The organism is Picosynechococcus sp. PCC 7117, from assembly GCF_001693275.1.
Classification (GTDB): domain Bacteria; phylum Cyanobacteriota; class Cyanobacteriia; order Cyanobacteriales; family MRBY01; genus MRBY01.
This window is the reverse complement of sequence record NZ_CP016477.1, coordinates 3,046,538-3,060,457: the sequence shown is the minus strand read 5'-3', so window position 1 is coordinate 3,060,457 and position 13,920 is coordinate 3,046,538. Positions and strand designations below refer to the sequence as shown.

Annotated in this window: 10 protein-coding genes; 3 read left to right on the top strand and 7 right to left on the bottom strand. The window is 49.8% G+C overall.

Annotated features, from left to right (window positions below; genetic code table 11):
* Positions 1–200: 200 nt before the first annotated feature.
* Positions 201–1,031 (bottom strand): hypothetical protein, encoded by an 831-nt coding sequence (locus tag AWQ22_RS14560; RefSeq protein ID WP_030008255.1) that lies wholly within the window; start codon positions 1,029–1,031, stop codon positions 201–203.
* Between the two features lie 327 nt (positions 1,032–1,358).
* Between AWQ22_RS14560 and AWQ22_RS14555 the strand changes: the two genes are divergently transcribed.
* Positions 1,359–2,717 (top strand): AAA-like domain-containing protein, encoded by a 1,359-nt coding sequence (locus AWQ22_RS14555; protein WP_030008256.1) that lies wholly within the window; start codon positions 1,359–1,361, stop codon positions 2,715–2,717.
* Between the two features lie 57 nt (positions 2,718–2,774).
* Positions 2,775–6,701 (top strand): AAA-like domain-containing protein, encoded by a 3,927-nt coding sequence (locus tag AWQ22_RS14550; RefSeq protein WP_065711564.1) that lies wholly within the window; start codon positions 2,775–2,777, stop codon positions 6,699–6,701.
* Between the two features lie 108 nt (positions 6,702–6,809).
* Here AWQ22_RS14550 and AWQ22_RS14545 read toward each other — a convergent pair whose 3' ends face one another.
* The 6 genes from AWQ22_RS14545 to ggpS all read right to left on the bottom strand — a co-directional run bounded on the left by AWQ22_RS14545 (position 6,810) and on the right by ggpS (position 13,366).
* Positions 6,810–7,487, bottom strand: a complete 678-nt coding sequence (locus AWQ22_RS14545) for a hypothetical protein (protein ID WP_030007713.1) — start codon at positions 7,485–7,487, stop codon at positions 6,810–6,812.
* A gap of 25 nt (positions 7,488–7,512) precedes the next feature.
* Positions 7,513–8,109, bottom strand: a complete 597-nt coding sequence (locus tag AWQ22_RS14540) for a molybdenum cofactor guanylyltransferase (RefSeq protein ID WP_030007712.1) — start codon at positions 8,107–8,109, stop codon at positions 7,513–7,515.
* Positions 8,102–8,752, bottom strand: coding sequence for a phosphoribosylanthranilate isomerase (locus AWQ22_RS14535; RefSeq protein ID WP_030007711.1), 651 nt, complete (start codon positions 8,750–8,752; stop codon positions 8,102–8,104). The genes AWQ22_RS14540 and AWQ22_RS14535 overlap by 8 nt, the downstream gene beginning before the upstream one ends.
* 125 nt (positions 8,753–8,877) lie before the next feature.
* The gene (locus tag AWQ22_RS14530) at positions 8,878–9,819 is read right to left on the bottom strand and encodes an NAD(P)H-dependent glycerol-3-phosphate dehydrogenase (protein ID WP_339367123.1); all 942 of its coding nucleotides are present in this window, start codon (positions 9,817–9,819) and stop codon (positions 8,878–8,880) included.
* A gap of 196 nt (positions 9,820–10,015) precedes the next feature.
* Positions 10,016–11,716, bottom strand: a complete 1,701-nt coding sequence (gene glpD / locus AWQ22_RS14525; protein WP_065711563.1) for a glycerol-3-phosphate dehydrogenase — start codon at positions 11,714–11,716, stop codon at positions 10,016–10,018.
* 147 nt (positions 11,717–11,863) lie between these two features.
* On the bottom strand, positions 11,864–13,366 hold the full coding sequence (gene ggpS / locus AWQ22_RS14520) for a glucosylglycerol-phosphate synthase (protein ID WP_030007709.1): 1,503 nt from the start codon (positions 13,364–13,366) through the stop codon (positions 11,864–11,866).
* Between the two features lie 103 nt (positions 13,367–13,469).
* Here ggpS and AWQ22_RS14515 point away from each other — a divergent pair, with 103 nt between their 5' ends.
* Positions 13,470–13,730, top strand: coding sequence for a hypothetical protein (locus AWQ22_RS14515; protein ID WP_138071926.1), 261 nt, complete (start codon positions 13,470–13,472; stop codon positions 13,728–13,730).
* The last annotated feature ends 190 nt before the right edge of the window (positions 13,731–13,920 follow it).

The window sequence follows — 13,920 nt, the reverse complement described above, 5'->3', positions numbered from 1 at the left end:
TATACAGATAATTACTGATTAATTTTCATGACAAGTATATGTATACTTTTATCCCCTAGGATATTTTTATGGGAACAAGAAACAACAAAAAAATTATTTGAATATCTTAACAAAATAAATTATTTTTGCAGGATAATTTTCTTGAAAGTCTGTTGTTCAAAGTTGATTTTGAAAAGTGCAATCAGTGCCTTAAAAAAGCGTTAGCCGCCGTAGACAGCCGCTTCAGGAATATCGATAAACAAATTCCGGTCAATACCAATAGACCAAACATCATTTGACTTACCCCATGTCAGATCATTACTAAAGGAACTGGTCACATTGCTACCATTAAAATCATAGGTAACTTCATTGCGATTGGGGAAAAGTACAGTAATGGAAGCTCTGCCGCCACCATAGCGCTTAATGCCACCAGGACATTGCTGATCTTTATCCGCATCTCCTACGGAACACTTAAAATAAGCAGTGGCATTGTAATAGTCCATATTGTTTGCATAGGGATTATCCGGTAAAGAAGTACTAGGGGACTTATTATCACTACCACCACTAAACAAGCTACCGATCAGCAACCCCAAACCAGCGCCAATAATTGCTCCGACAGTACCCCCATTGCCGCTATCATCGTCATGGGAAGTTTGGGACTCATGCTGAGTGTCCATTTTTACGGAAAGGCTGTTTTGACTACCTGCCGTATTCCAGATGAAAATTTCACGGTCTCGGTCATATTGGTGGGTAACTGAGTGAATACCATCCCAATCCTGAACTTCTAGATAGTCTAGACTGCTACCACGAAAATCATATTGGGTTCCATTATCCAATTGAATGACAACTGACTGGTCATATTGGCTATTTTGCATGTGTCTAGTTGTGCAGTAGCCATCATAGGAAGTTGAGTTATTGATACTTAACTTACAACGTCCATGGTAGCGATTGAGCACTTCGGCAGAAGCAGCGAAATTCCACACCAGTCCCTGACTAGCCATGAGCATACTGGCAATGCTGAGGGTTGAAATTTTCTTTAGGGTTACCGACATAATTCAATAGGATTACTTAGTCCCTTAATACTATTCCATAAACATGACGATAGCCGCCTTACAAATATAAAAAGAAGATAAAAAACTTTTCGCAAATCAATTTTTATTAACATTCACATTTGGGACTACCAATCAATTCCAGATAGGGACAACCTTAAATGAAATAAATGAAATAAGCATAAAGAATTGTGTCACAAAAAAGATAGAGAAGAGGTTGCTACCTAAATCAACAAAAAACTATGGAAATAAAACAGATTTCGCTTACAATCCTAATATCTCTGGTCTTTTACATTTGTTTATATATTTAGTGTCTTTCAATATCAAAAAGTGAGTGATCATCTTTCTAGCCAGCGAAAACGAGGGGTTGTCTTAAGTGCCTATGGTCGCCAGCGTTTACAACAAGCCATCCGGCAAGTGGAAGAAACAGAGAATCAGAGCAAGCCACTCCTGTTCAAAGAGATTAGTCAGCGGGCAGGGATTTCGGCAGCAACTATTAGTCGGATCTGGTCCAATGACTCTAGCGTTGATAGACGGTCGTTGGTTGCTTTGTTTAGAGCATTTGACCTTGAATTAGATATTGTTGATTATCAATTTTCTGAGGATCATTACGCAGCACAAGGGATAACAACAGTCACCGCGTCTGCTGCGGCAGCTAAGCCATCCCAAGGATTAACCTATCCCAGCGGGCCTCTCCCCTTAGATTCCCCCTTTTACATTCCCCGTCCTCCCCTTGAGACCAGGGCCTGCCATGAAATTGAACAACCAGGCTGTGTTGTCCGGTTGAAAGCACCATCTGGGTTTGGCAAGCGTTCATTACTGCTACGGATTTTGGCCCATGGGGAACAACTAAATTACGGGATTGCCTTTGTTGATTTGAAACAGGCAGATCCTGATATCCTGGCCGATAGTGGCAATTTCTTGCGCTGGTTTTGCAGTGTTTTTGCCCTTAGTCTTGGGCGATCGTCAAACCTAGAAGATCATTGGAGCGATATTTTAGGCAATACCCTCAGCGCGACGACCTATGTACGAGAACAACTGCTAGAACCCCACTCCACCCCATTACTACTCAGTATCCAAGAGTTACATCGGCTCTTTGTCTACCCAGCAAGTGCCCAAGCTTTTTTGCCCATGTTGCGATCTTGGCATGAAGAATCCCGCCGCAATGGGATCTGGGGCAGATTACGACAGGTGGTAACCTATGCGACGGATCACTACCTACCACTAGATATCAACCAATCACCTTTTAATATTGGTTTGCCGCTTTTGTTGTCAGAGTTTACCCCGGCCCAGGTACAGACCCTAGCGCAGAACTATGGCTTATCGCTGGAAAGTTTCAATTTAGATCGCCTCTTCGCTCTATTGGGTGGTCACCCATATCTCCTGAATCTCGCCTTTTACCATCTCAGCCAGGCCGACCTCAGTTTCGACGAATTGATTAATACAGCAGCAACGCCCAACAGTATCTTTTACCCCTATCTGCGACGGCTCTTGGTCAACGTACAAGATGGCCCAGAACAAACTGCTCAACTCAAAACTTTAGTCATGGGCAATGACCCCGTTTCCCTAGACACAATTTTGGCTTATCAATTAGAGGCAGCAGGACTCATTAAACGTACTACCGGAGGGTGGTTCATTAAGTTAAATCTATATCGAGACTACCTAACCCATGCTCTCTCCCAAACATAAGGCAAAATTGATTTATAAATTCAGCCCTTAAGTAGGGTCTTAGATGGATGTAGCCGCATGACTAACCTGCACTATAACGTTGGTGGCTGTTTACAAGCAGATTCTCCAGATTATGTCGTGCGACAGGCGGATAGCAAGCTTTATGAAGCATTAAAAGCGCGAGAGTTTAGCTATGTTTTCAGTGCCCGCCAGATGGGTAAATCATCTCTCCTCGTGCGAGTGCAACAACAATTGCAACAAACCGGAGCCCGCTGTGCCTATGTGGATATGACACGGTTGGGCAGTATCGGTCTGATTCAAACCCAATGGTATGCCGGGGTGAGCATGAGTATACTTGAGAGTCTGGGGTTAGGGTACCAGAAGGATTTTTGTCAATGGTGGCAGGCAAATCAAGCCTTAACTCTAGTACAACGCCTAAATCAGCTTGTAGAAGAACTGTTACTTCCTGACCTTGAGGGGCCACCTCTGTATATCTTCATCGATGAGCTTGACAGTCTGCTTAGCCTAGATTTTTCTACCGACGATTTTTTTGCCTGGATGCGTTCCTGCTATAACCAGCGCTCCCATGATCCACGCTACTGTCGTCTAACCTTTGGGCTATTTGGGGTGACAACCCCTTCCGATCTGATCGCTGATAAGCAACGTACTCCTTTTAATTTGGGCCGTGCTATTCCCCTCACAGGTTTCACCTTAGCTGAAAGTAAACCCCTCCAACCAGGCTTAGAGCCTTGGGTTAGCGATCCAGAACAGGTTTTGAAGTGCATTCTCGATTGGACAGGCGGGCAACCGTTTTTGACCCAAAAGCTGTGTGATCTTGTGCTACAGACTGCGCAACAGGCTGATCAGGTGCCGTTAGCGTTATCAGCAGGGATGGTCGAAGTTTGGGTTGAAGGCATTGTGCGATCGCACCTCATCGAAAACTGGGAATCTCAGGATGAGCCTATTCATTTACGTACTATCTGCGATCATCTACTTTGGCGTGAAAATCGCACAGGTCGTTTACTCGGTATTTATCGACAACTGCTGCAGGAGGAACCTGTCTATACCGATGACAGCCGTGAACAAACCGATTTAGTACTCTCGGGATTAGTCGTTCGTCAGGGAAATCAACTCACCATCAAGAACCGCATTTACCAGCAGGTTTTTAGCCTCAACTGGGTTGACCGTCAACTCCATCAGCTGCGCCCATACGCTAATATCCTGGAGCAATGGCTGGCCTCGGGTCGTCAAGATAAATCCTATCTATTACAGGGGCAATCCCTGCGAGATGCTGAACAGTGGGCCAGAGACAAAAGCCTGAGTGATGTAGATTATCAGTTTTTAGCGGCCAGTCAGGATATTGAACGGCAACGGATTCAGGCAGCACTTAATGCTCAACAAGAGAGTGAACGCTTTTTTCGGCAGTTGGCGGAGGCGGTTCCTCAGATTGTGTGGATTGTTGAACCGGATGGTAATCTCTCCTATGCCAACCAACAGGGCCATGATTTTTCGGGTCTGTCCCTCCAAGATCTGGCTGGCACCCAGCGGCATAGTCTGATCCATCCCGACGATCTTCATGCCAGCTTAGCGGCTTGGGACCGGGCTTTTGCCACCAAGCAAGCCTATGAAGTACAGCTGAGGATGCAGGACGCCCAGGGACAATATCGGTGGTTTTTAAATCGAGCGGTGCCCATTTGTGACCATAACGGAGAAGTGATCAAATGGTTTGGGACAAGTACCGACCTCGATGAAGTCAAACGTAAGGAGGAAGCAAAACGGCTACGGGAAGTAGAAGCCCGCCTCGTTGAACAGGAAAAACGGCAGCGCCTGCAACGCTGGTTACTCGGCTCAGTCAGTGCCGCTTTTTTAATTTCCAGTACATTGGCTGTCTTTGCATGGCACCAAAAGCATCAGTTTGCTCTGCAAGAAATTGCGGCGATCGCCAATCAATCGGAAGCCCAATTCGCTTCTGGGAATCGCCTTGATGCTCTAGTCACTGCCCTCCAGGCCGAAAACCGTATCCAAAAACTCTGGTGGCCCCCCAGTCCATTGGTGCACCAGGTTGAACAAAACCTACGCAAAGCAACATTTCAAGCCGTGGAACGTAACCGGATTAATACAAATCAGGGAATCATCCTCGGCCTTGCCTTAAATCCGATCAATGGACACATGGCCTCGGCCCATCACCAGGGGGAAATCGTCCTCTGGAATGCAGAGGGGACCCAGATAAAAATTCTTGCCGGCCATCAAGGGGAAGTGCATGACATTGCGTTCTCATCGGACGGTCAGGTCCTGGCCTCTACAGGGAAAGATGGCACCCTGCGGTTGTGGGCCGCGGATGGCACTCTGCTCAAAACCATCGATGGACACCGGGGCAGAGGGATGGCCCTTGATATCAGTCCCGATGGACGATGGATCGCGACGGCCAGCGAAGATAACACCGTCAAGCTCTGGACGATAGAGGGAGAATTGGTCAACACATTTAGAGGACATCAGAACTTTGTTTGGGATGTGGCCTTTAGTCCGGATAGCCAAACCCTCGCTTCTGCGAGTTGGGACAATACGCTGATTCTCTGGAATTTGCAGGGTGATACATTGCAAACATGGTCTAATCCCACCGAAAGTAACCGTGGCGAAAATCGTCTCGTCAGCGTTGCCTTTAGCCGGGATGGGCAAACCTTGGTGACCGGGGACTGGTATGGCAATCTGGTTTGGTGGAATTTAAATGGGACGGTACAGCAAAGCATTGCCGCCCACACTAGTGCCGTTGTGGATCTAAATTTTAGTCCTGATGGAAAAACCCTCGCCTCTTCCAGTTGGGATAATCGGGTGCTGCTCTGGGATCAAGCTAGCCACCAGATTAAAAGTTTGATGGGTCATGTTACTGGCACCTGGGAAGCAAATTTCACCCCGGATAGTCAACAAATTGTTTCGGGGGGAGGGGACGCTATGCTCCGCACCTGGCAACCGCAGCCGCATAATTTAACAATTCTGCGAGGCCATCAATCCTCGATATGGGGGGTTGCCATTGCCCCTGACGGCACAATCTTTTCAGCCAGTGCTGACAACACAATTAAACAATGGAATCGAGCCGGACAACTCCTGCAAACCTTAGCCTTTGGTGCCGGTGCCAGTGGTGAAATATGGTCGGTGGCTGTCAGTCCAAATGGTCAGGCGATCGCCGCCGCCCATAACAATGGTCAATTAAGTTTGTGGAACATAGATGGCCAATTACAAAAAACGGTCAACGCCCATCAGGATGTGGTATTTGATGTGGCCTTTAGTCCTAACGGCGAGGAACTATCAACAGCCAGTTGGGACGGCTCCGTCAAGTTATGGCAGAAAGAAGGCACATTGATACAAGCCTTAACTAAAGATCATGACCGACTATATACAGTCGCCTTTAGCCCTGACAATCAATGGATTGCAACTGCGGGGGAAGAAAAAGTTCTCTGGCTATGGCGACGGAGTGAAACAGATCATTTTTCACTTCAGCCCCAATTTGCACTGCAAGGTCATAGCGATACCATCCTGGATGTAGCCTTCAGCCCCGACAGTCAGAGGATTGCAACGGCGAGTGAAGATGGAACAGTGAAGCTCTGGGCCATGGATGGTACTTTACTCACAACCCTTAAGGGTCATGAAAAACGGGTGAATACGGTAACTTTTATTCCCGCCAATACTGGCTTACCAACGGAGTGGGGTACCGTTATCGTGACAGGAAGTTGGGATAATTCGGTTAAATTATGGAGTCTAGATGGCACTCTCCGTCTCACCCTGGAGGGTCATGAAGACCGGGTTCTGGATATCGCCTTTCGTGCTGTGGATGAGAACCATCGTCCTTTGCTGGTTTCTGGTGGTTTAGATGATGTGGTGATTCTTTGGGAGATGGATCATTTAATCGACATGCAACAGATTGTGGGCTATGGTTGCGCCTGGGTACAGCCATATCTTCATCAAATTGACAGTAAGTTTCGTTATCAGCAACTTTGCCAAGATGATTAGCTTACCAAATAATCACTTAAGCTATCGTTAGCAGGCTTAATAATATAAAGCTTTTAATGTAAATGTAATGTTCGCCAACAACACTTATTTTTGAGTTTGATCAAATTATTAGGCTTGGGATTCGTCATTTAAAAGGGAAAAGCATTCTTCTAGGGGGGCGCGGTCAGCCATTGCGGTGACCAAATTTTGGAAAGCATCTTGGTGGCGATCTAAGAGGTTTTTTGCTTGGAGTAGGGCCCATTGCTCCCGTTGTTGGTAGCTGGCGACAGAAATGCCGAGTTTAGCTAACAGTTGGCGGAGTTGGTCGCGGTCGTTGGCTCCCCCTAGGGCTTTGCCGTAGATCGTCGTTTCGGCGGCGATCCCTGCCATTAGGGTGGTGCTGAGACGTTCGAGTAAAAGATTCATCTGCTGGGGATTTTTGAGGGAAGCTTCGACGCTTTCGAGATCAAAACTGACGCCTCCTTGACCCGTTTGACCCTGCTTAATCGCTTCCCAAGGGGTCAGACTGTAGCCCGTAATTGGAATGCTGAGGAGATAACCCGCCAGGAAATGGCCCGCTTCGTGGTGCAAAATGCGTTGGCGCTGTTCGGCGGGGGTAAACAAATCAAGGAATAAGGTCATGCCTCGCCCTTGCCAATTGAACGTATCCACGGTGGCAAAGGCCATCACGGCAGCGGTAATGCCAGCGGGGACAAAGGGAGACAACTGAAAAATCCCTCCCAAAAGGCTGGTCATGGTCATCAAGAAAACACCGATGGCGATTAGGTTAAGGGCGGTTTGTTGCATGGCACTGGGTCGGTCAATTGATTGGCTACGGCGAGGGCGGTTGCGTCTTCAAGGTAGCGAAATCGGCGGGGGTGTTGCAATTAAAGAGCATTGCTGGGTTGGCGATCGCCAGCGAAAAAACAGGCACAGTGGCTAACCATTTTTGAAAAGAGCGCCCCCCCTGATCGATAAATTGTTGGAGCGAAGTTTGGGCCGTATTGCGATAGAAACCACAGCAGGGTTCATAAAATTGCCCTTGATTAACGAGGGCGGCGGTGTAGTTTGTTGGAATTGCTGCGAGTTGCTTGAGCCATTGCTCTAATTGCCCCTGGTCAAGCTTGGGCAGATCACAGGCGAGCAGTAAAACCCAGCCCTGGAGATTGAGGGTTTTCATACCCTGATGTAAAGCAACGAGTCCCCCCTGTTGAGCGGGATCATCGAGCCAGTGGACAGTGGTGCTGAGATAGGGTTGATAGCGATCGCGCCAGGGGGTCAAGAGATAAATTTCGTCACTGAGGGCCGTGGCTATCTCAAGGGTACGCCGGAGCAGGGTTTGTTCACCCCATTGCAAAAGGGCTTTGTCGGTGCCCATGCGCTGGCTTTTTCCGCCAAGCAAAATAAAAATTGGCACAGAATTAGGCATGGAGGGGCTGGGAGGCGATCATCTGGAGAGCAGTCATCAAGGCTTGAACTTTGCTGAGGTCTTTAATGCCGGGGGACAGTTCTACGCCGCTCGACAGATCGATGCCATCGGGATGCAGTTGGCCCAGGGCGACGGCAATATTATCGGGATTGAGGCCCCCCGCGAGGAACCAAGGAATTGCTGGGCGAAATTGGCGCAGATCATCCCAGTTAATCTGGTGGCCCGTCCCGCCGAGTTGTTGGGGATCGTAGGCATCGAGGAGCAGTGCATCGACCACGGTTTCGTATTGTTTTGCCCATTCTAAAGAGCGGCGATCGCGGATCCGCAGGGCTTTAATAATTTCCAGGTCGGGCCGTTGCTGGCGGAGTTGCTGGCACAATTCTGGGGATTCATCGCCATGGAGTTGGGCGGTGGTGAGGTTGCCCTGACTAATGATTGCCAGCATTTCAGACAATGTCTGGTTCGCGAAAACACCCACTTTGCCAATGTGCGCGGGCAAGGCTTCCGTCAGGGTTGCCAGTTGGGTGGGCGTCACATACCGGGGCGATTTTTGGACACAAATAAATCCCAGATCCGTTACTCCCACCTTGGCGATCGCCTGGGCCTGGTCTATCTGGGTCAGCCCACAAATTTTTATCCGCATGAAAGTTCCCTACGCCATAACCATGGTGCGAATTTAGCACAACACCGCAAAAAAAGAGGCGGCGATCGCCCCTAATCATGTTTGAAATCTTTGTAACTAGAGCTCTGGGGCCATAGAGATCACTTTTATTCCAGCAGATCACAGGCTTCTGGCTTCAGATCCCGTTCCATCAACATTGTCACCGCTTCCATGGGCGTAATTTTCCCCTTGAGAAGACGATAAACTTGCCGGGAAATGGGGATCGGAATTTCCTCACGGTTAGCCAAATCGAGCAATACAGCGGTGGTATTTACCCCTTCAGCGGTACTTCCCAGTTCTTCGAGAATCTGTTCTAGGGATTTGCCCTGGGCCAGGCCGTAACCCACGCGATAGTTGCGACTGAGGGGACTGGTACAAGTAGCAAGCATATCTCCCAGCCCTGCAAGACCCAGGAAGGTTTCCGGTTGGGCTCCTAAGTGCGCCCCTACGCGAATCATCTCCGGCAACGCCCGCGTAATTAAAGCTGATTTGGCATTGGTACCGAGCTTGAGGCCTTCGCAGACTCCCACGGCGATCGCCATCACATTTTTTAGGGTGCCGCCTAATTCAGTGCCCAGGGGGTCATTGTTGGTATAGACTCGGAAACAGTCGGACGCAAATACTTCTTGGACGGTTTCCGCGGCCTCTAGGTCAGTGCTGGCTACTACCGTCGCGGCGGGCAAACCAGCTTCAATTTCCTTCGAGAGATTTGGCCCCGATAACACGACTACTGGGTGGTCAGGGAAAGTTTCTTGCCAAATTTGAGACGGAGTCCGGGTGGTCTTGGGATCTAAACCCTTGGTGGCCGTCACAATAATTGCCTTGGCGGGGAGAGAAATCGCCTTGAGTTGCTCTGCCACGTCGGATACCCCCTTCATGGAGATGGCCGAAATGATGATGTCAGCGTCGGCGATCGCCTCTTCGAGAGAAAGCTCACCCCGGCGCGACCAGAGCCGCAGATCATGGTCATTCACGGCGGCTAGGGTGGCGAGGGCGGAACCCCAGGCCCCAGTCCCCAGCATGGCAATGGTTTTACGGTTTGTATTCACAGACTTTAGACGTATTGTCGGGACAACAGTATTAAGGGATTGGGCGTCTTGGTCAAGGTCATTGGGAGAAATGGTTGTCATCTATCTTCTCAGAAAAATCGGGTCTAACAAACTTGAGTCGGGAACGAAAACAACGCCAACCGCCTACCGGTGAAGTTGTTTGCTTTAGTGTAAGTAAGGATCTACGGCAAAACCGTTAGGAATAAACTTCTGTTTTTGAGGCCTGGGCCTGGGCCTCAATGCGATAGTCAGGCAGACAGTTCTGCTCAATGAAGGTTTTGTAATCGGCCACTTGGCGATCGCCTTCGGCATCATCCCAACCACAGTGGGTTTTGAGGGTCGCCACGAGGGTCGGCAGGGCATCATAGCCGTAGTTGGCCAACATCGCGAGGGTGGTGCGGCGGCGGCAAATATCCTTGAGGTTATGGGCAAGTTCAGAGCGCACCGCATAGACCGCTTGGGCCTTAATATCTGGGAGATAGGGCACCAGGCGATCACCCAGGTCAGGGGCATCATCCACAAGGGCGAGGACTTCCGGGGCTTTAGCGCCATACATCCGGAACAGATGTTGGATCGTGGTGCGATCAACGGTGGGTGTATAACGACGGATCATGGTTTCAATGGTGTGGGAATCGGCGGCGATCGCCCCCGGTAAAGTCCGTTTGCGGGTGGGACAAGGGGGAGCGGGACGATTCAACTTGCGGTAGACCAAATCCACCATTTCTTCGCCCACTTGCCGATAAGTGGTCAGTTTTCCACCAATTAGGGAAATAAGATTTCTCGCCCCTTCAGGACTATGGTCAAACAAGATATGACTGCGGGTAATGCTGCCGGGTTTTTTGTCCCCCACATAGGGTAAGGGCCGCACCCCGGAATAGGTAAAGCGAATATCAGCCCGACTGAGCTGGGCCGATGGTAATACCCGGTTGGTTTCGGCGAGGAGATAATCAATTTCGTCGTTGTCGGCCTTCACATGATCGAGGCTCCCGGTATATTTCAGATCCGTGGTGCCAATGAGGTATTTACCCAACCAAGGAATGATGAAATAGGGGCGATTATCGCTGGCCGCTTCCACATAGAGGGCCGCTTGGGGAGCACCAGGAAATGGATCGACAACAATATGGCTTCCCTTGGTACCACCCATTTTTTGTTCTGTGCCGATGGGTTTAGCTTCGCCGGCGGCGCGGCCTAACTGACAGACTTCATCAACCCAGGGGCCGGAGGTATTCACGACCATGCTGCCTTTAGTTTGAACCGTAAAGGTTTGGCCCGTGAGTTGATCTTCACAGGCGATCGCCTGAATTGTGGCGGTATTCTCATCCCGTTGGAGAGCTGTGACGGCGGTGTAATTTAAAACCGTGGCCCCCGCTGCCTGGGCATCCAAAATATTTTCTAAACAGAGTCGCTCGGCGTATTCTACCTGGCCGTCGTAATATTGGGCGGCCCCAACCACATCCTGCGATCGCACCGTGCGGAAAAGATTCTGGAACTTTCGGGCGCTCAACATCCGGTGGGAGGGGACCGTTTTATCAAAACTCAAAATATCGTAGAGCAACATCCCCGCTTGGATGAGCCAGTAGCCCCGGGCCGCCCCTTTATAGAGGGGGATCGTCATTTGAAGCGGTTGCACCAGGTGGGGCGCGGTACGCAGGAGCACTTCTCGCTCGTGGAGGGACTCCCGCACTAGATGAAACTCTAAATACTCTAGGTAACGGAGGCCCCCATGGATCAGACGGGTAGACCAACTGGTGGTGCCACTGGCGAAATCTTCCTTTTCAATGAGCAAGGTTTTTAAGCCCCGTAAGGCCCCGTCCCGGGCGATCCCAGCGCCATTAATGCCGCCACCAATGATGATTAGATCGTAGGTTGTGTTTTGAATGGTTTGAAAATCTCGCATTATTCAGGTTGGGAATTAGGGTCAAACTTGTGCGGTTAGTTGGCTTGGGTCATGACTGGTGCAATCCACCGTTTTTGTCTCACTACCCAACCCAGGGGATTTTTGGGGCGGCGATCGCCTCTCCCCCAGGTTAAGCAAAAAAACGACCTAGACGGGGGTCGGCTCCTTACCCAGGACTGCCGTTGCCTTGGCTTCCCGGAACATATGATTGGCCCACTGCTGCACGTCATAGCGTTGGATCGCCTGGTACATACTCTTCATACGCCGCTGTTGTTCCTCGACGGGCATGGCCAGGGCTTGATCAATGGATTCATCCATCCGTTTTGCCGCGTAGGGGTTGGTGAGGATCGCATCGGGCAGTTCCACCGCTGATCCGGCGAATTCTGACAGGATCAAGACCCCATCATCGCAACCATGGGCGACCACATACTCTTTGGCGACCAGATTTAAGCCATCCCGCAGCGGCGTAATCCAGGCAATATCTGCGGCCCCAAAGAAACCGAGAAGTTCCTCGTAGGAGAGGGCACTGGTAAAGAGCAAAATCGGGGTCCAGTTCAACTTGGCAAAGCGACCATTGATCCGACCTACGAGTCGCTCAATTTCACTTTGGGCGTTTTTGTAAACCCGCATCCCAGAGGCAGCCTTGGCCGCGGCAACCACCAGATTCACTTTGGTTTGCAACTCCGGTCGCCGTTCTAGTAGGCGTTCATAGCAGACCAACATTTCCTTGGTGCCCTTCACGTAGTCCACCCGTCCAGCGGACAAAATCAGCTTGTTGCTGCCCAGTTCTTCCCGGATTTTGCGGATCCGTTCTTGGGTACTGGCTTTCTCTACCTGGGCGCGGATCTGGGTGGGGTTTGTGCCCACGGGGAAAGCATCCAAATTCACCAGGTGATCTTTATATTTCAACTGGGTGGTAATTTCGGGTTCTGCGAGGGCGGTGCCTACGGCAGTAAAGGCGTGCTCATCGACGGGCACTTGGCGGGTAATTTCGACCTTGCGCAAACTCCGGGCGACGGCGACAAAGTTTTGCACGTAGCGGGGCAAATGGAAACCGCACAAGTCACAGCAGAGGAGACTGTCTACGATCGCTTCACGCCACGGCAGAATGTTAAAAATATCAACACTCGGAAATGGCGTGTGGTGGAAAAAGGCAATTTTCGCGTTGGGTTTCTTCTGGCGGATGAAGTAGGGGGTCAGCCAGAGATTGTAATCATGGACCCAAAACAGAGCATCGTCATCGGCATCTTCGCAGGCAGCCTCGGCAAACATTTCGTTGATTTGCTTAAAATTTTCCCAGTCTGAGGAGTCGTAGGTAAACTGCCAGGGGAAGGAGTGCAGAATTGGCCAGAAGGCTTCTTTTGAGGTGATGTGATAGAAGTTTTTGACCTGGTCGGCGGACAGGGGGATGCGGTGAACCACGGAGTTTTCCTGACCGGGAAATGCCATCTTGGCTTGGAATTTTTCTTGTTGTTTGCCAGAGATTTGTTTCCAAGCGACCCAGGTGCTTTGTTCGGCGTTGGCAAAGAAGCTTTTGAGGGTCGGCATGATCCCGTTAGGGCTTGTTTTGTCACGGTAGAAGGTTTTACCGTTTTCGCGCACCTCATCATAGGGTTCCCTATGGTAGAGAATGACGAGAGAAGATTTCATTAAGACCTCCAGGGGTTGGTATGGTTCAGATAAAAAAAGGCCGCTTGCGGTAACAATGGGCCTGTGTCCAGCAGATGTTGTGGGCCGGGGGCACCGGGTAAAAATGATTTGCAACCTGGATCTTGGGGGGCAAACCGTTGGCGATCGCCGTTACACAGCACCCAAATCAACCATTGGCTCTAGCCTTGAACTCACTCCCCACAACCAGAGGCACAACACTGGGGCGATGCTCACCAACAAATATTTAGGGGCCCAGTGTAAAGGGCGTTGCCATTATTTCCCGACGAACGGCAAATTTAGTGGGGAAGCTCACCTGGGGAAGCTGGGTTTCAAAACTTCCGAGGGCTTGTTTCATGGGCCGTAAAAACTACAAAAATGGTCGATAAATGGCCATCGTATTCAATTGGACACTTTTTCATTATAACATTTTTCTCAGTTTATGTTTTTGGCTGAGTTAGTGATGGCTTGCCGGAGGGAAAGATAATGATTTATTATGGGTGGGACTTTTTATTTAAACGGTTATCTGTGGGGTGAAAGCCCGTCGAAAGGTTAAT

Bases quoted from the DNA above. Each gene is read 5' to 3' on its own strand.
- AWQ22_RS14550 (WP_065711564.1), top strand. From the start codon at position 2,775: ATGACTAACCTGCACTATAACGTTGGTGGCTGTTTACAAGCAGATTCT.
- AWQ22_RS14545 (WP_030007713.1), bottom strand. From the start codon at position 7,487: ATGCAACAAACCGCCCTTAACCTAATCGCCATCGGTGTTTTCTTGATG.
- AWQ22_RS14560 (WP_030008255.1), bottom strand. From the start codon at position 1,031: ATGTCGGTAACCCTAAAGAAAATTTCAACCCTCAGCATTGCCAGTATG.
- AWQ22_RS14515 (WP_138071926.1), top strand. From the start codon at position 13,470: ATGATTTGCAACCTGGATCTTGGGGGGCAAACCGTTGGCGATCGCCGT.
- glpD (WP_065711563.1), bottom strand. From the start codon at position 11,716: ATGCGAGATTTTCAAACCATTCAAAACACAACCTACGATCTAATCATC.
- AWQ22_RS14540 (WP_030007712.1), bottom strand. From the start codon at position 8,109: ATGCCTAATTCTGTGCCAATTTTTATTTTGCTTGGCGGAAAAAGCCAG.
- AWQ22_RS14535 (WP_030007711.1), bottom strand. From the start codon at position 8,752: ATGCGGATAAAAATTTGTGGGCTGACCCAGATAGACCAGGCCCAGGCG.
- ggpS (WP_030007709.1), bottom strand. From the start codon at position 13,366: ATGAAATCTTCTCTCGTCATTCTCTACCATAGGGAACCCTATGATGAG.